This is a genomic window from Mycobacterium sp. AZCC_0083, from assembly GCF_014202335.1.
Lineage (GTDB): Bacteria > Actinomycetota > Actinomycetes > Mycobacteriales > Mycobacteriaceae > Mycobacterium.
Window position 1 is genome coordinate 23,354 of record NZ_JACHGP010000033.1, and the last position, 16,974, is coordinate 40,327.

Here is a 16,974-nt window from a genome sequence, read left to right on the forward strand (position 1 = left end):
CCGTGTCCGTCAAGATCGAATGTTCGCTCTATTTGGTGGAGGGGGTGCGGGCCGACATCAGCGCCCGTAACCCGGCACGGAACGCCGCTGGGTCAGATGTCCCTGGCATCGCACTCTGCACCATGAACCCGTCGATGAGCGCGATGAGGACGCGGGCGATGTCTTCGGGAGGAACGTTGTCCGGGATCAGCCCACGTCGCTGATGATGCGCGACCAGGCCACCGATCACGGCGCGGCTTTCGGCCATCACGTCGGCCAGTTGTGCCGCGAGGGCCGGCGATCGGACCGCCTCCGACCAGATCTGCACCAGCAGCTGGGCGGATTCGGGCGTGTCGGCCAGCGGCGGCTTCTCGACGTTGAGGACGAGATCGACGATGTCGTCCAACGGCGGCGGGTTCTCGATGTCTGCGCCGTCGAATGTCCGCGCGACCTCGCTCAGCGCCTCGGCCACGATCGCGCCGATGATGTCGTCTTTGCCCTTGAAGTAGCGGTACATCGCGCCAACCGACAGTTCCGCCTCGGCCAAGATGTCCTGGACCGACGTGGCGTGAAAGCCATTGCGAATGAAGCAACGCCGGGCCGCGTCGAGGATGTGGCGCCGGCGCGCGTCGAGGTACTCCTGGGACATCCGGGCCATGGGCCCAGGCTAAAACGAACATTCGCTCTTGACAACTGATCGCTTGGTGCTAAAAATGAGGGAACGTTCCTTCTCTTTAAAGAGGTGTGCCTTGCAGATCGCAGCCGCAGTCCTGAGTGTCGTTGCAGCGCTTGTATTTCTGCTCGCCGGAGGGCAGAAGGTCCTGATGTCGCCACGCGTGGCGACCAACCTGCGCCGCCTTGGCGTCGGTCCCGCGCTCACCCGCGTGATCGGCATCTCGGAGATCGCCGGCGCCGTCGGCCTCATCGCTGGGATCTGGATGGCGCCGGTGGGGATCGCGGCGGCCGCCGGCTTGATCTGCCTGTTGATCGGCGCGGTGGTCTACCACGGCCGAGCAGGCGACTTCAGCAACCGCGAACGTCGTACCGAAGCGCTTGCACCCGGCGCGCTTCTCATCGTGGCAGGAACCATCGGCCCGCTCTTGCTCAGCGCGCCTTGACGGCACTGCGCAAAAACGTTCTGCGCCAAGTCGTCCCGAGGCAGGGGCGGTGGCAATCCCGTAGAGCAGGGTGCCGCAGCAGGATTGGTCAGTCCGGGGCTGAGTGGTCTTAGTCCTCGGGCTCGGCTGTGTCCTCGGGTGCCGCCGTGGGCGGTGACGTCAGCGCCGTGGTCAGCACGGGCACCGTCAGCTCCCGCTGCCACGCCCGCGCACCCGCCTCGACCAGAAATGCGTCGACGACGGCGGCGGTATCGTCGGTGTCCTCGGCGGCTTGCCAATCCCAGCACAGCCTGCGCACGGTATCGGGGGTCAGCAGATTCTCGGTCGGCACCGAAAACCGTTGCGACAGTTCGGCTAGACCCGCTCGCGCCGCCTCAAGCCGTTCGGCCGCCTCGGGCTTGCGCCGTGACCAGCGGGACGCAGGCGGAGGTCCGGTCTGCGGCTCGGACACCGCGGGCAGTTCCTCCATCGTGCGGGCCCTTGCGAGCGCATCGAGCCACACCTGCGCGCTTCGGCGTTGACGGGAGCCACCGAACACCGGCAGCGCGGTCAACTTCTGCACGGTGTCCGGGTCCGCGGTCGCGGCGTTGATGATCGCGGCGTCGGGCAGGATGCGGCCTGGCGCGATGTCTCGCCGTTGCGCGATCTCGTCGCGCGTCGTCCACATCTCCCGCACGGCGGCCAGCGTCCTTGGATTGCGGATCTTGTGGATGCCCGACGTGCGCCGCCAACGGTCGCGCCGGGTCGGTGGGGCGACGAAGGTCCGCAGGTGCTCGAACTCCTGCTCGGCCCACTCCGTCTTGTCCTGCTGGGCGAGCACGGCCGCGGCCGCAGCGCGCAGTTCGAGCAGCACTTCGACGTCCAGCGCGGCGTAGTTCAGCCAGTCGGCGGGCAGCGGGCGCTTGGACCAGTCCGCCGCACCGTGGCCCTTCACCAGGTGCAACCCCAGCAGCCGCTGCACCATCGCAGCGAGGTTCACCCGGTCGAAGCCGGCCAACCGCCCCGCGAGTTCGGTGTCGTACAGTCGCGGCGGGATCATGCCGATTTCGGCAAGGCACGGCAAGTCCTGGTCGGCGGCGTGCAGAATCCATTCGTCCTGCGCCAGCACTGCGGCAACGGGCGCCATGATCGCTACCGGGTCCCCGCCGTGGTTGACCGGGTCGATCAGCACCGAGCCGGCACCCGCGCGGCGGATCTGCACCAGATAGGCGCGGTTGGAGTAGCGGAAGCCCGACGCGCGCTCCGCGTCGATCGCGAACGGGCCGGTGCCCGACGCGAGAAGCTCTGCAGCGTCGGCGATTTCGCTTGGGTAGACCGCGAGTTTCGGCACGCCGTCCACTGGTGCCAGTAGCGGGGTGGCCTCGGGTTCGACCTCGTCTTCGGCTGAAGGGGCGTCCGTCATCTCACGCGCGCGTGCGGGAGCCGAGATCGGTGACTCCGGTCGGGGGCAGGCCGGCGGCGTGTTCGAGCACCTCGCAGAACGCCTGCACGTGCGGACCCAGTTCCAGGGTGGTCGCGGTCCACGACGCGCGCAGTTCGAGCTGGTGCGCGCGCGGCGGCCCGGAGATGTCGCCGTAGCGCACCGAGGTGGTGGCGGTGACGGTGCCGCCGAGCGCGGTGACGAGTTGGTCGTGTTCGGCCAGTGCTTCGACGAGCCAACTCCATGCCACCTCGGGCAGCAGTGGGTCGACGGCCTCGCTGGAGTCAAGGTCGGCCTGGATGTAGGCCACCAGCCGCATGGTGCCGTCCCACGCCTCGGCGCCCTCGGGGTCGTGCAGCAGGATCAGCCTGCCGAACGCGTCGCCCTCGGATCGCTCGGGCACGATCGCCGTCTCGGGATGGCGGACCTCGGCGCCGAGGGCGTAGCTGAACGGTGCCAATCGCTGGGGAGGGCGGATCGGTCCGAGCTCGATCTCAGGCCGCACGGTGGTGGCATTCATCGCCGCCACCGCTTCGCGGAATTGAGCCGGCTCGGCGGAGGTCACGGCGTTTGACGCTAGCGGATCGGGGCAGGTCGCGGCGCAGGCGCGCCGAAGTGATGTCACATGGCAGCATGGTCGACGATGAGCAAACGCCGTGACCTGCCCGAGTCGTCGTATCTGGCCGCAGCCGGCGGCCGCAAACCGCACCGCGTGCCGGTGTGGTTCATGCGCCAGGCCGGCCGTTCGCTGCCCGAGTATCGGGCGTTGCGGGCGAAGAACACCATGATGCAGGCGTGCTTCGACGCCGAGTTGATCACCGAGATCACGCTGCAGCCGGTACGGCGCCACGGCGTCGACGCCGCCATCCTGTTCTCCGACATCGTAGTGCCATTGCGGGCATCGGGAATCGACCTCGACATCGTGCCCGACGTCGGACCGGTGATCGCCCACCCGATCCGCACCACCGCGGACGTCGCGGCGATCAAGCCGCTCGAGCGCGAGACGGTCGCACCCGTCGCCGAAGCGGTCGACCTGCTGGTGGCCGCGCTCGGCGACGTGCCGTTGATCGGCTTCGCCGGCGCGCCGTTTACGCTGGCGTCCTACCTGGTGGAGGGTGGTCCGAGCCGCAACCACGAGCGCACCAAGGCGATGATGTTCGGCGAACCGACCACGTGGCACGCCCTGATGACCGCGCTGACCGACGTCACCATCGGCTTCCTGCGGACCCAGTTGGACGCGGGCGTCGACGCCATCCAGCTGTTCGACTCGTGGGCGGGAACGCTGTCGCTGGCCGACTACCGCGAGTACGTGCTGCCGCACAGCAGGCGCGTCTTCGAAGCGCTGGCGACAGACGGTGTGCCGATGACGCACTTCGGAGTGGGTACCGCAGAGCTGCTTGGCGCCATGTCCGAGGCAGGCGCCAGCGTGGTCGGGGTGGACTGGCGCACGTCGCTGACCGACGCCGCCGCCCGCGTCCGGCCGGGGACGGCGCTGCAGGGCAACCTCGACCCGGTGGTGCTACTGGCGGGCTGGCCGGTGGTGGAACGCGCGGTGCGCTCCGTCGTCGAAGACGGCCGCCGCGCCATCGATGCGGGAGCCACCGGCCATGTCTTCAACCTCGGTCACGGGGTGCTGCCGCCCACCGACCCCGGCATCGTGACGGATGCCGTCGCTCTGGTGCACACGTTGTGAATCCGGTGTACCCACTACGCTATTGCGTTGTCGGCGGCGGCATTTCGGGCCTCGTCGCGGCATACCGGTTGCGGGTGGCCGCGGGCCCGGGCGCGTCGATCACGGTGTTCGACCCCGCCGACCGTCTCGGGGGTGTCCTGCGCACCGAGCGGGTGGGCGGCCAGCCCGTCGACGTCGGCGCGGAGGCCTTCATCACCCGGCGTCCCGAGGTGGTGGCGCTGCTCGCCGAACTGGGTCTGGCAGGCAGGCAGATTGGCACGACGGGGGTGCGCCCGCTCATCTACAGCGGCGGTCGGCTGCACCCGATGCCGCAGGGCACGCTGCAGGGCGTTCCTGCCCAGGCCTCCTCCCTCGCGGGGTTGGTGGACGACGCGACCGTCGCCCGCATCGATGACGAACGCACACGGCCGTTGTCGTGGCGCAAGGGCGCCGACCCGACGGTGGCCGAACTGGTCGGCAGCCGCTTCGGGGATCAGGTGGTGACGCGGTCGGTCGACCCGCTGCTGGCCGGGGTGTACGCCGGGTCGGCGGCGACGATCGGTCTGCGCGCGGCGCTGCCATCGCTGGCCGCCGCCCTCGATCGGGGCGCGCGGACACTCACCGATGCGGTGCGCGAGGTGCTACCGGCGCCGACAGGCGAATCGATCTTCGGCGCCGTCGACGGCGGTTACCAGGTACTGATCGATGAGCTCGTCAGGCGGGCCGGATTCCAGTGGGCGCAGGTCGGCGTGCAGCGGGTCGACAGGGCGATCGGCGGCTGGGCTCTGGTCGACGACGAGGGCGTGCGCTGGGACGCCGACGGGGTGGTGCTCGCGGTGCCCGCGCCCCGGCTGCGCCGGCTGATCGAATACGTCGCCCCACGGACCGCCGCGGCGTCCAGTCGCATCGAGGTGGCCTCGACGGCGCTGGTGGTGCTGGCTCTGCCAGGCGGCACACCGATGCCCGAGCAGTCCGGCGTGCTGGTGGCCGGGGGAGAACCGTTGCACGCCAAGGCAATGACGCTGACGTCGCGCAAGTGGGGGCGGCGCGGAAACGTCGAGTTGGTACGGCTGTCGTTCGGCCGGTTCGGCGATCAGCTGGCCCGCAACGCAGGTGACGAGGAGCTGCTGGCATGGGCGGCCGCCGACCTCGCAGGAGTCTTCGGCATCACCCAGGAACCGGTGGACTGCCACGTGCATCGCTGGATCGACGCAATGCCGCAATACGGGCCGGGGCACGCCGCGCTGGTCGCCGAATTGCGGGCAGGCCTGCCGCCGACGATTGCGGTCGCCGGTGGCTACCTCGACGGGATCGGGGTGCCTGCCTGCGTCGGGTCGGGCGCGAGGGCGGCGGCGGAGGTGACGGTCGCGACAGCGACGCGTTAGGCCCGACGACGAGTGGCAGGATGAGGTCATGGCCAAGCTCGACTACGACGCACTCAACTCCATGCAGCGCTACATGATGATCTCGGTCTTCGCCGTGCAACCCGAAGCGCTCGGTGAGGAGCGTGCGGCGGTGGTCGACGAGACCGCGACCTTCCTCAAGCAGCAGGAGGAGGGCGGTGTGACCGTCCGCGGCCTCTACGACGTCGCGGGCTTCCGTGCGGACGCCGACTACATGATCTGGACGCACGCCGAGCGCGTCGAGGACCTCCAGGCCACCTACCGGGCATTCCGGCGCACGACGCTCGGCCTGGCCAGCGACCCGATCTGGAGCGTGGTCGCCCTGCACCGCCCCGCCGAGTTCAACAAGAGCCACGTCCCGGCATTCATCGCGGGCGAGGACCCCGGCGACTACGTCTGCGTGTATCCCTTCGTCCGCTCCCTGGACTGGTACCTGCTGCCCGACGACGAGCGGCGCAAGATGCTCGTCGAGCACGGCATGGCGGGCCGCGAGTACCCGGACGTGCGGGCCAACACAGTGCCCGCGTTCGCGCTTGGCGACTATGAGTGGATCCTCGCGTTCGAGGGCCCGGACCTTGGCCGGATCGTCGAATTGATGTGGAAGCTGCGCTACACCGACGCCCGCCGCCACGTCCGCGAGGAGACGCCGTTCTTCACCGGTCCGCGGGTGGCGGTCGAGGAACTGATTTCCCGGCTGCCCTGAATCCAGCCCAGCCGGGCCCCGGCGGGGTTTCGCACTCGGCACTCGGATGCCGCGAGAATATTTGCTGAATCTCACTGCAGATGCATGGCTACGAGCATCATCATCGATGTGGCAATGTTCGTTCGATCGAAACGATGCCATTTTCGCTGTATAAAGTCCCCTGCATCTTTGTCATGGCAAACGAAATGTCGAGTTAACCGTCTTACTCCGTGAGATGTTGCTAGCCTTTCATTGATGTCGAAGATCGCGTGGGCCGCGGGAATCGCCACGGGGACAGCAATCGTGTTCGCCGCGTGGTTGATCGGTGGGTGGGGCGGCGAGTCGACGGTCCGAGTCGTCGACGACCTCGGATTGATTGTCTTCGCCGTGTTCGCCACCGTCTGTGCGGGGTTGGCCGCGCAGGCGGCTCGTGGCCGGCAGCGAAGCGCATGGATCTGCCTGACGGTTGGGCTGGGCGGATGGGCTGTGGGCGAGGTGATCTGGGCCTACTACCAGTTGGTGCTCGGGATGGAGGAGTCCCCGTTCCCATCGGTGGCGGACATCGCCTATCTGATGTTCCCGATTGGCGCGTGTTTGGCGCTGGTGTTGTTTCCCGTCGGATATACGAGTTCTTCTCGAGTCCGTCTTGTGCTAGACGGGCTGATCGTCGCCGGCGCGTTGTTCGCGATGTCCTGGGTGCTCGTCCTGCAAAGCCTCTTTGAGGCAGGCGTCGAGAGCCGATTCGCGGCCGGCGTTTCGTTCGCCTATCCCGTGACTGACATCGTGGTGGTCACGGTGGCGTTGTTGGTGCTCGGCCGGGCTCACACCGGTCAACGGCTGACATTGTTGTTGCTGACCGCGGGGAGTGTATTGAATGCGCTGTCCGACAGCGCATTTGCCTACCTGACTGCTAACGACACCTATTTCAGCGGCAGCGTCATCGACGTGGGTTGGGTGGCGGCATTGCTGATGCTGAGCATGGCGGCACTGGTCAGTCTCCGGGCGCCGCATACCGAAGAGCGGAAGGCGGAGGTGACCTCGCGGGCGTCGATGTGGTTGCCATACCTGCCGCTGGTGCCGGCCGCCGTGGTGTGCGGTCCGAAGTTCATGCCCATACCCGGATTGGGCCCGGTCATCGCGACATCGATGTTGCTGATGATCGCGGTGCTGGCGCGGCAGTTCGTCGTGGTCGGCGAAAACCGGCGGCTGTTGGACGTAGTGGCCGATCAGGCGTTGCGCGACCCGCTTACCGGTCTGGCGAACCGGGCGCTCTTCCACGACCGCCTGACGCATGCGATGCAACTGCACCAGCGCGACGAGCAGTCGGTGACGGTGTTGTCGCTGGATCTCGACGATTTCAAACTCGTCAACGACAGTCTCGGGCATCCCGCCGGAGACGCATTGCTGGCTCTGGCCGCAGAACGGATTCTCGGCTGCGTGCGGACGGGCGACACGGTCGCGCGGCTGGGCGGCGACGAGTTCGCCGTCCTAATGGAGGGCCCATCCGAACACTCGCGTTTCGTCGCCCATCGGGTGATGCAAGCATTCGATGAACCGTTCGTCGTCGACGGGCACGACCTGCTGCTTCGGCCCAGTGTCGGACTTGCCGTCGCGCCGGCCGACGGCCCGGATCTTTCCGCCGAGGCGCTGCTGAAACAGGCTGATGTGGCGATGTACTCGGCGAAACGGTCGCGAACTGGCGGCGTGCACAACTTCACCGCGGACATGCACTTGATCGACTCCGGGAAATTTCACGGAAGTGGCGGACGCACCGGGGCAAGCGCGGTGCGGTTGCTGGGCCAATTGCGCCACGCGGTCGACCATGGCGACTTGAGCGTCGTCTACCAGCCGAAGTTCGATCTGCGCAGCGCCGAGATCGTTGGCGTCGAAGCCCTGGTCCGGTGGCCGCACCCCGAACTCGGCGTGCTTGGCCCGGAGCGCTTTCTGCCTCTGGTGCGCCAGCACGGCCTCATGCGTGCGGTAACCGAAGTGGTGCTTGTCCGGGCCCTCGACGATGCCGCGCACTGGAAGGGGCGAGCCGTCGGCGTGCCGGTTGCCATCAACATCTTCGCGCCGTCGATGGGCAGCCTGGACTTACCCACCAAGATCGCGCATGCGCTCGCCGAACGAGGTCTGGGTGCGGGCACTCTGACCGTCGAGATCACCGAGGACCTGTTTCTCGACGACATCGAGCGCACGCGGACGGTGCTGCACCGCTTGCGCGAGCACGGAGTTCGAATCGCGATCGATGACTTCGGCAGCGGCTACTCCGCGCTGTGCTACCTGCGGGAACTGCCCATCGATGAACTGAAGCTCGACAAGCAGTTCATAGCACCCATTCTTGTCGATCGGAGGGCCGCCGCGGTCGTTCGCGCCGTCGTCGACCTGGCGCATGTGCTGGGTGTGACGACCGTTGCCGAGGGCGTTGAGAACGCGGAGACGGCATTTACGCTGCGCGAGTGCGGCTGCGAGGTCGCCCAGGGTTTCTACTTCAGCCCACCGGTCAGCGCAGATGCGATATTCGGGATGGTCTCAGAGGCCCGCAGCGTGTCTAGGTCGCGTCCGGTACCAGCTTGAGCGAGATCGAGTTGATGCAGTAGCGCTGGTCGGTCGGCGTCGGATAGCCCTCGCCCTCGAACACGTGACCAAGGTGGCTGTGGCAGTTCGCGCAGATCACCTCGACGCGGTGCATGCCGAGCGAGTCGTCGGTGTGCAGGATCACCGCATCGGAGTCGGCAGGGTCGAAGAACGACGGCCAGCCGCAGTGCGAATCGAATTTCTCGGTGCTGCGGAACAACTCAGCGCCGCACGCCCGGCACTGGTAGATGCCTTCGGTCTTGGTGTCGGTGTATTCGCCGACGCCGGGCCGCTCCGTGCCGGCCTGACGCAGCACCGCGAACTCCTGCGGGGTTAGCTTCTTGCGCCACTCGTCGTCGGTCAGCTGAACCTTCGGGCCTGAAGAAGCGGTCATGGTTCCACGCTAGCGCGCTGCCGGTCCGGCGTCAGCCACTGCGGATCGATGCCTTCGTCGAGGCGGCCGTCCGCCTTCGCGTCGAGATAGCGGTAGTACAGGACGCAGAACACCACGATCAGCATCAGCGACCAGCCGTAGGTGATCCGCAGATACTCCAGTGCCCGCCCCGTCGTCGGCCAGTGTCCGAGCAGCCAGCGATCCATCGTCATGAAGCCGTAGATGGCCAGCCAGGCGACCCAGTTGCGGATCACCGAATTCGCCAGCACCACCGTCATGAGGAACGGGAACAGCATCATCGAGTAGTAGCCCTGACCAAGAGCCGTCACCAGGAACGTCGCGATCAGCAGCACACCCGAGGACGTCAACATCCAGAACAGCGGGTCGCGCTCGCGGTAGTAGCGGTACAGCAGCCACAGACTCCCCACCGCGAGCAACCCGAAGACGATGCGCAGCAACAGGATCAGCCACATCGGCAGGCCGTAGTAGATGCCGTTGCCGAGGATCGAGCTGTTGAAGTAGTCGCGCGTGGCGAAGATGTAGGGCACGGTGCCGCGGACGAAGTTCATCGGGTCGCTCACCAACGGCCAGGCGGCGGCGTTGAACAGCAGCGGCACTCCGATGGCGGGGACCAGTGCCCGCCACTGCCGGTTCAGCAACGGCAGCAACAACAACGGCAACAGCGAGGGTTTGATGACCAGCGTCAGTCCGACGGCCACGCCTGCCCACCACTGATGGTTGACCTTGCCATCCAGAAGCCAGCGGAAGAACAACACCTCGCACAGCAGGATGCAGCCGTTGATGTTGGTGAACACCAGCGTGTTGGTGACGCTCTCGGTGCAGAACATGGCCAGCAGCAGGGCCGGTGCCGCGACCGAGGAGAGCGAGAACTTGAACAGCCGCAACAGGAAGTAGGCCGCCAGCAGGATGGCGACGCTGTTGAAGAAGATGAACCAGTACCGCGACGCGTCGACCGGCAGATAGCCGAAGGGGGCCAGGAGCAGCGTGCCGCCTGGCGGATACAGGTAGTGCGGGTCTACGTAGTCGAAGTGCTCGTTGTAGATGTCCCAGCCCATTTTGAAGTTGACGACCGCGCGGTAGACCGGACCGAAGTCATCGGTGATGTAGCCGTTGGTCGCCAGCACGTAGCTGCGATGGATGATCGACAGGATCGCGACGGGCCAGAGCGCCGACCGCAACACCGTCGCGGCGGTCGATGGGGAGGTGCGGGGCCGAAAGGCATTGAGCAAGGAGTCGGGTACCGCCACCAGCGCACCCTATAACGGCGTCGTCGGGCGGCAGGCCTAGGCGGGGCAGTACGTGTCGGTGCCCGGCAGATTGCCCGAGTCGAGATACGCCAGCACCGGCGGCAGTGCGCACGGCGTGTAGACGGAGGCGCCGTGGCCGATGCCCTGCCACATCACGCGGCGGTTCTGCGCGCCGGCGTTGATGATGGTCGCGGCGACGGCGGCGACGCCCTCGTTGCCGACGATCGGATCGCTCTGCACGCCGAGCAGCAGCACGGGGATCTTGAGGTCCTTCGGCTCCTGTGGCGGTGCTCCGCTTGGCCAGTTCAGGCACTTTACCAGGCTCAGTGCGCCGACGGTGCCGAACTGCGGGTAGAGCTTGCCCCACTCGACGACGAGCTCGCGGACCCGGTCGGGGGTCGGGCGGTTCAGCGCGTCACTGCAGGAGTTGACGAACTGGCCGTCGCTCTGGCGCAGCGTGTCGGCTTGGGTGATCAGGTTGTTGAGCTGGTTGGCGTCGCCGCCGCGGGCCGCCGCCAGCGCGCTGGCGAGGCCGTTGGTGGAACTGGCGCGGTCGCCCTTCGGGAAGCCCAGCGCGGTGGTGATGGCGTCGGCCAGCGTGGCCACCGACGCACCGCCGGGTCCGCGACCGTCGCGGGCGGCCTTCAGCATGGCGTCGATCGCGCCCTTGGGGTCGGCGCCCAATGGGCAGTTGGCTGCCGAGCACTGGGCGGCGAACGCATCCAACGCGGCCTGCTGGCCCTTCACCTTCTGCTCGGCTGCGGCTTCGGCGGCGATGCCCAGCGGCAGCGGCGAATCGAGGATCAGCCGCGACACCTTGTTCGGATGCGAACCCGCGTACGCCAGCGCCACCTGCGCGCCGTTGCCGATGCCGAGCAGGGCCAGCGTCGGCACGTCCCATGTGCTGCGCAGCCGCTCGATGTCCTCGGCGGCGTGCGCGTTGTCGTACGCGGAATCGCCGGGCGCGATGGTGTCGGTGCAGCTGGTGGTGGCGGTCTGCACGATCGCGCCGAGATTGGCCACCGGGTCGTCGCCGGACTCGAACTGCGCCTGGTCGAGCATCTCCTGCCGGTCGAACAGGTCGCGGCAGTCCAGGTCGCCCGACATGCCCATCCCGCGCCGGTCGACCGAGACGATGGGGTGGGACTTGAGCACGTCGGTGCCGTTGCGTGACAGCCAGATCGGCAGTTGCACCGACGTCGGCATGTCGGAACCTGTGGTCATCACGAGGGGTCCGGCGTCGGCAGGCGTGCCCACCGACTTGGCCCGCACGACGCCGATGCTCAAGGTGCCGGTGGCTCCGTTGAGGGAGTCGAGGTCGGCGTCGTAACTCGCGCAATCCAGCGATACGCCGGGGAGGGCCTGGACGCCGGCGTCGTTGAACACCCGCGACGTGCAGTCCCGCCACGACAGGTCGTTCTTCGGGGCGACGATTCCCGGTGGTCCCGGCTTGACGGAGGTGGTCTGCGGCTCGCCCTGGGGGTGGGCGCCTGAGTCGGTGGCGAAGCGCGGGTTTGCGGCAAGTCCGGGTGCGCAGCCGACGACGACGACCGACACCACGGTCGACAGGCACAGGGCCTGGAGCAGCTGACTACGCCGACGCATGCTGACCACAGTAGCGATCGCCGGGTAGTGGCCCGACCAACCGCCCAGGTGTTCTCCCACCCAGCCGCCCGACCTCAATCGGCTTTGACGTAGCGGGTGTACAGGTAGCCCTCGTCGTCGCTGAGTACATGGCTGCGCCGCATCCGGGTGTGTGACTCGCCCGAACCGCTGGCGATTCGCCTGGCCTGTCCACCGACCAGGATCGGGGCGATCGTCACGCACAATTCGTCGAGCAGGTCGCCCACGATGAACAGGCTGAGCAGCGACGGACCGCCCTCGGTGAGCACGCGGCGCATGCCGCGCCGGTCCAGGATGTTGAGCACCGCCACCGGGTCGACGCGGTCGGTGTGACGGCCGGAGGCGTCGATCACGTCGGCCAGCGCGCCGAACCGGTGCCTGGCTTCATCGGCGCCCTCGCGGCAGGTCAGGATCAGCGGTGGAACTTCGGCGTGGGTGAACAGCTTGGCGTCGTGCTCGAAGTCGGCGCCGTGGGTGATGACGGCGATGGGCGGTACCTCGGCCTGGCCTCTGCTCTGTCGCTCCTGGCGTTGCGCGATGGACATCTGGGCGCCGGAGTAGTTCTCGATGCGCACGGTGGCCGCGCCGACCACGATGACGTCGGCTTCCTGCCGCATCCGGGCGAAGAGCGCACGATCGCCCTGCCCGGCCAGGCCACCAGCCTTGCCGTCGTCGGTGGCGCCACCGTCGAGGCTGGAGATCATGTTGGCCCGCACCCAGCAGCGCTCGAGGCCGTCGGGGTAGGAGTAGAACGCCGCAAGGCGGGCGTCGTCCTCCGTATCGAAGGCGTTGCCGACGGCAGTCAGCTCTGTGAGCTGAGTCGCTTGATCGGCATCGGGCACGGGGTCAATTTCAACACGTCGATAGGGTGCCTGCATGCATGGGGCCAGCGCCGTCGCTCATCTGACCGATCGACATCCCCGCGTGACGCCCGAGCGGCTGATCGCGGGACTGGTCCCGCCACCGACTTTCGCTGACGTCCGCTTCGATACCTACCGGCCGGATCCGGCCGAGCCGTCGCAGACCGCGGCGGTGCAGGCGTGCCGCCAGTTCTGCGAGCAGGCCGTCCAGCGGCGGGCAGGCAAGAAGAAGTTGTTCGGCAAACGCGAGGTGCTCCCGGGTGTCGGGGTGTACCTCGACGGCGGGTTCGGCGTCGGCAAGACCCACCTTCTGGCGTCGGCGTACTACCAACTCGCCGCCGCTGATGCCGGACCGGTCGCGTTCGCCACGTTCGGCGAACTCACCCAGCTGGCAGGGGTTTTCGGCTTCGTCGAATGCATCGAACTGCTCGCCGATTACGTGGTGGTGTGCATCGACGAGTTCGAATTGGACGACCCGGGCAACACGACGCTGATCTCGCGGCTGCTCTCGCAACTGGTCGAGCGCGGCGTCTCGATCGCGGCGACGTCGAACACGCTGCCCGAGCAATTGGGGGAGGGCCGGTTCGCCGCGCAGGACTTCCTGCGAGAGATCAATACGCTGGCGCAGATCTTCACCACCGTGCGGATCGACGGTCCGGACTACCGGCATCGTGACCTGCCGCCTGCGCCGAACCCACCGTCCGACGACGACGTCCGCGCCGCGGCGGCCGACGTGTCCGGCGCAACGCTCGACGACTTCGACGCGCTGTGCGCGCATCTGGCGACCATGCATCCGTCGCGCTACCTGGCGCTCATCGAAAACGTGACCGAGGTCTTCATCACTGACGTGCATCCACTCGACGACCAGAGTGTGGCGCTGCGGCTGGTGTCGCTGACCGACCGGCTCTACGACGCGGGCATCCCGGTGGTGGCGTCCGGCACCAAGCTGGACACCATCTTCAGCGAGGAGATGCTGGCGGGTGGGTTCCGCAAGAAGTACCTGAGGGCGACGTCGCGGCTGTTGGCACTGACCAAAGCGGGTCAGACGGGTCGCACCATCACGTAGTCGTTCTCGATCTCTGAGCCCAGCCGGAAGGTCTTGGTGCCGCCCGTCACGAAGCCGTGCTTGGCGTAGAACCGTTGGGCGCGTTGGTTTTCCTGGTTGACGCCAAGCCATACGCACGTGGCGCCGAGTGCGCGGGCCTCGTCCAGCGCGGAGGCCATCAGCGCGGCCGAGACGCCCGCGCCGTGCACGTCGGGCAGCACGTACATCTTGGACAGTTCGACGGCGGGTCGCTGCGGCACTGCGCGCTGGACGTCGTCATCATCGGTGACGCCACGAATCAGCATGGCGTAGCCCAGGATCCGGCCGTCCGCGCGGGCGGTCAGCACCGTTCGTTCGGGGTCGGCGAGGTAGTCGGAGAACCGGGCTTGCGAGAGGTTCTCGGCGATGAACGCGGCGACGTCGTCGGGCCCGGTCGACGGTGGGCACGCCAGCGGGAACGTGCGTGCCGCGACGTCGGCGAGTTCGGGTAGGTCGTGCTCAGTTGGCGAAGCGACCAGGACAGCCATACCGCGTCAGGGTAGTGGCGTTCCCGGCTGCCAGATGTTCCACTGCGCCAGGCGGGTGCCGGATTGAGGGTTGAGCAGGACGACGTTGGTGACGAGGTCGCGGTAGACCTGCCAGTACACGGCGCCGTCGACCGTCGAGCCGGCAGGCGCGTTCTGCAGCGCGGTCGTCAGGGAGTCGGGCGCGTCGGTGTTCTTCTGCGCGTAGGCATCGCCATACGGCGTCACGCCGGTGAAGCCGAACGCGATGGACGCGACGAACGGGTTCGGCGTCTGGATCACGTGAACGGTGATCGGCACCCGCCAGGGACCGCCCTGATCACGCCAGCGCGGTGAGCCGTTCGGCGTGTATCCCGGCGGGGCGTCGGTGGGAAGCACGTCGTGGACGATCACGTCGGCGACGATGCCCTTGTATTCGACGCGCAGGGTGTCACCGAGGTTGCCGATCGGGATGCCCGGGGCCGAGGCGGGTGGCGCCGCGGTGGCGGGTGGAGCCACCCCAACACCCGAGCCGATGGCCACCGCTGTCACCACCCCGATCAAGAACACCAACCAGCGACGCATGTCTAGCCTCCCTATTGCTGCCTCGCATCTTGGCATACCCGCGCGGCGGCCAGAGGGCGATCGGCGGTCAGGCCGTCCAGGGGCCGAGGCCGCCGACCTTCTCGATGCGGATTCGGGTCAGCAACCCCGCCGGTGAGTTGGGTGGCGGGAAGTGCTCGCTCGACCCGAGCATCACTTCGGCCAACTCGGTGAGCAGCTCCGGCGCGCCGCCCTCGACGATCCGTGCCGTGCCGAGGATCGACAGGTACTGCGTCTGCTGGCCCGGGCTGGGTGGGGCCACGATGGTGACGGCCACCCGCGGTTCGCGTCGGATGTTGCGGGTCTTCTTGTACTCGCTCAGGTGCGCGCTGACGAGTTCGTCGCCATCGGGCGTCGACTGCAGGGCCACCCAGACCACGGAGACCTGCGGGCTGCCGTCGGCATTGATGGTGACCAGTGTGGCGTCCGCGCCGTTGCCGATGAGCGCGCGTGCAGAATCGTCGAGTTTCATGAATCAGTTCTACCGCTGTCGCGCCGGTTTCATTCCCGGATCACTTTTCGGTCAGCGAGCGGAGCACGGCGATGATCTCGTCCTCGGTTCGCTGTTTGTCGACTCCGAGGGTGTGCAAGGGGCCGTCGCCGTCCTCGGCCTCGAGGAGCGCAAGCAGGATGTGTTCGGTGCCGATGTAGTTGTGCCCCAAGCGAAGTGCCTCGCGGAACGTCAGCTCCAGCACCTTGCGGGCAGCCCCGCTGAACGGGATCAGCGCAGGAGATTCGTCGCCCCCAGGGGGAAGCGTCGCCACGGCAGCGGCGGCGGCCTCGTCGACGCCTTGCCCGGCGAGCAGTCGGGTGGCCACCGAGTCGGGGTCGGTGAACAGTGCCAGCAGGAGGTGGGCGGGCCCGATCTCCTGGTTGCGGGCCGCGTGGGCCTTGTTCTGGGATTCGACGACGACGTTGCGGGCCCGCGGCGTGAACCGATTGAAGCCCTCGCTCGGGTCGATCGGGTCTGCGCCGGCCTTCGGGACGAACCGCTTCTGCGCGGCCTGTTTGGTGACGCCCATGCTCTTGCCGATGTCGGTCCACGAGGCGCCGGACCGGCGGGCCTGATCGACGAAGTGGCCGATCAGGTGGTCGGCCACTTCGCCGAGTGCCTCGGCAGCCAGGACGGCGTCCATCAACTGTTCCAGCGGATCTTCGTGGACGGTCTTGATCGCGGTGATGAGGTCGTCGAGGCGGACCGGGGCGGTGATCTGGCTGGGTTTGATCATGCGTCAACTGTAAGTTGACGCACCGTGTTCGTCAACCAGTGGTTGACGGGTCGCTATTCGACGACGAAGACCGGGATCAACCGCGTGGTCTTGGTTTGGTACTCGGCATAGGGCGGATACGCCTCGACCGCGAGCTTCCACCACTGCTCGCGTTCGGCGCCCTCGATCTCGCGGGCGGTCAGCGTCGCGACCTTGTCGCCGTCCTGCACCGTCACCTCGGGGTGCGCCTTCACGTTGTGGTACCAGACCGGGTGCTGCGGATCGCCACCCTTGGAGGCGACCATCGCGTAGTGCCCGTCCTTCTCGACGCGCATCAGCGGCACGTAGCGCTTCTTACCGGACTTGGCGCCGGTCGTGGTGAACAGCACGATCGGTCGGTCGAGAACCTCGACGCCGTCGGTGGTGCCGTTCGCCAGAATGGCCTCGGTTTGTTCGCGTACCCACTCAGTGGGGCTCAGTTCAGTCACGGTGGGCGCAACATCGTTGGATGCGGGGCTATTCCACGCCTAATGGGAGTCGATCAGCGTGTCCTTGACGGGGATCTTGGTTCTCGAGCGGGAGGCTGATTACCGAGCCGCCGGCCGGTGAGCACTGTCGT

The 16,974-nt window shown here is 67.5% G+C and carries 18 protein-coding genes; 6 read left to right on the forward strand and 12 right to left on the reverse strand.

The window, feature by feature from the left end; all coding sequences use genetic code 11:
- Positions 1-28: 28 nt before the first annotated feature.
- Positions 29-637 carry a TetR/AcrR family transcriptional regulator gene (locus HNP02_RS41735; protein ID WP_184446683.1) on the reverse strand — a complete coding sequence of 203 codons (609 nt, stop codon included), beginning with the start codon at positions 635-637 and terminating at the stop codon, positions 29-31.
- Between the two features lie 55 nt (positions 638-692).
- Here HNP02_RS41735 and HNP02_RS41740 point away from each other — a divergent pair, with 55 nt between their 5' ends.
- A complete protein-coding gene (locus HNP02_RS41740; RefSeq protein WP_255507539.1) occupies positions 693-1,097 on the forward strand; it encodes a DoxX family protein in 405 nt (134 codons plus the stop codon).
- Positions 1,098-1,206: 109 nt separating this feature from the next.
- Here HNP02_RS41740 and HNP02_RS41745 read toward each other — a convergent pair whose 3' ends face one another.
- Both HNP02_RS41745 and HNP02_RS41750 read right to left on the reverse strand, forming a co-directional pair.
- Entirely contained in the window at positions 1,207-2,499 is a 1,293-nt protein-coding gene (locus tag HNP02_RS41745) for a ribonuclease D (protein WP_184446685.1), read from the reverse strand.
- A 1-nt stretch (position 2,500) separates the two neighbouring features.
- A complete protein-coding gene (locus HNP02_RS41750; RefSeq protein WP_221318633.1) occupies positions 2,501-3,037 on the reverse strand; it encodes a DUF3000 domain-containing protein in 537 nt (178 codons plus the stop codon).
- A gap of 123 nt (positions 3,038-3,160) precedes the next feature.
- On the opposite strand from HNP02_RS41750, the gene hemE reads away from it, so the two are divergent.
- From hemE to HNP02_RS41770, 4 genes are all read left to right on the forward strand, one after another.
- Complete coding sequence (hemE, locus tag HNP02_RS41755; protein ID WP_184446687.1) at positions 3,161-4,210, forward strand: uroporphyrinogen decarboxylase; 1,050 nt, start codon at positions 3,161-3,163, stop codon at positions 4,208-4,210.
- A 5-nt stretch (positions 4,211-4,215) separates the two neighbouring features.
- A complete protein-coding gene (locus HNP02_RS41760; RefSeq protein ID WP_184446688.1) occupies positions 4,216-5,574 on the forward strand; it encodes a protoporphyrinogen oxidase in 1,359 nt (452 codons plus the stop codon).
- Positions 5,575-5,602: 28 nt separating this feature from the next.
- The gene (gene hemQ / locus HNP02_RS41765) at positions 5,603-6,295 is read left to right on the forward strand and encodes a hydrogen peroxide-dependent heme synthase (RefSeq protein WP_184446689.1); all 693 of its coding nucleotides are present in this window, start codon (positions 5,603-5,605) and stop codon (positions 6,293-6,295) included.
- A gap of 234 nt (positions 6,296-6,529) precedes the next feature.
- Positions 6,530-8,851: a bifunctional diguanylate cyclase/phosphodiesterase gene (locus tag HNP02_RS41770; protein ID WP_184446690.1), complete on the forward strand. Its 2,322-nt coding sequence runs from the start codon at positions 6,530-6,532 to the stop codon at positions 8,849-8,851.
- Here the strand turns inward: HNP02_RS41770 and msrB are convergent.
- From msrB to HNP02_RS41790, 4 genes are all read right to left on the reverse strand, one after another.
- Positions 8,826-9,245, reverse strand: a complete 420-nt coding sequence (gene msrB, locus HNP02_RS41775; RefSeq protein ID WP_184446691.1) for a peptide-methionine (R)-S-oxide reductase MsrB — start codon at positions 9,243-9,245, stop codon at positions 8,826-8,828. The two genes, HNP02_RS41770 and msrB, sit on opposite strands and share 26 nt — an antisense overlap.
- Entirely contained in the window at positions 9,242-10,513 is a 1,272-nt protein-coding gene (gene aftC / locus HNP02_RS41780; protein WP_184446692.1) for an arabinofuranan 3-O-arabinosyltransferase, read from the reverse strand. Before aftC ends, msrB begins: the two co-directional genes overlap by 4 nt.
- Before the next feature lie 36 nt (positions 10,514-10,549).
- Positions 10,550-12,118, reverse strand: a complete 1,569-nt coding sequence (locus HNP02_RS41785) for an alpha/beta hydrolase (RefSeq protein ID WP_184446693.1) — start codon at positions 12,116-12,118, stop codon at positions 10,550-10,552.
- A gap of 74 nt (positions 12,119-12,192) precedes the next feature.
- On the reverse strand, positions 12,193-12,978 hold the full coding sequence (locus tag HNP02_RS41790; protein ID WP_309241891.1) for a pyrimidine reductase family protein: 786 nt from the start codon (positions 12,976-12,978) through the stop codon (positions 12,193-12,195).
- A 34-nt stretch (positions 12,979-13,012) separates the two neighbouring features.
- Here HNP02_RS41790 and zapE point away from each other — a divergent pair, with 34 nt between their 5' ends.
- Positions 13,013-14,062 (forward strand): cell division protein ZapE, encoded by a 1,050-nt coding sequence (gene zapE / locus HNP02_RS41795; protein ID WP_184446695.1) that lies wholly within the window; start codon positions 13,013-13,015, stop codon positions 14,060-14,062.
- Here the strand turns inward: zapE and HNP02_RS41800 are convergent.
- The 5 genes from HNP02_RS41800 to HNP02_RS41820 form a co-directional block, all read right to left on the reverse strand.
- Positions 14,038-14,568, reverse strand: a complete 531-nt coding sequence (locus HNP02_RS41800) for a GNAT family N-acetyltransferase (RefSeq protein WP_184446696.1) — start codon at positions 14,566-14,568, stop codon at positions 14,038-14,040. The genes zapE and HNP02_RS41800 overlap by 25 nt on opposite strands.
- Before the next feature lie 6 nt (positions 14,569-14,574).
- The gene (locus HNP02_RS41805) at positions 14,575-15,129 is read right to left on the reverse strand and encodes a hypothetical protein (protein ID WP_184446697.1); all 555 of its coding nucleotides are present in this window, start codon (positions 15,127-15,129) and stop codon (positions 14,575-14,577) included.
- A gap of 67 nt (positions 15,130-15,196) precedes the next feature.
- On the reverse strand, positions 15,197-15,619 hold the full coding sequence (locus HNP02_RS41810) for a PPOX class F420-dependent oxidoreductase (protein ID WP_184446698.1): 423 nt from the start codon (positions 15,617-15,619) through the stop codon (positions 15,197-15,199).
- Between the two features lie 40 nt (positions 15,620-15,659).
- A complete protein-coding gene (locus HNP02_RS41815; protein ID WP_184446699.1) occupies positions 15,660-16,376 on the reverse strand; it encodes a Clp protease N-terminal domain-containing protein in 717 nt (238 codons plus the stop codon).
- A gap of 53 nt (positions 16,377-16,429) precedes the next feature.
- Complete coding sequence (locus HNP02_RS41820) at positions 16,430-16,843, reverse strand: nitroreductase family deazaflavin-dependent oxidoreductase (protein WP_309241892.1); 414 nt, start codon at positions 16,841-16,843, stop codon at positions 16,430-16,432.
- Positions 16,844-16,974 lie beyond the last annotated feature (131 nt).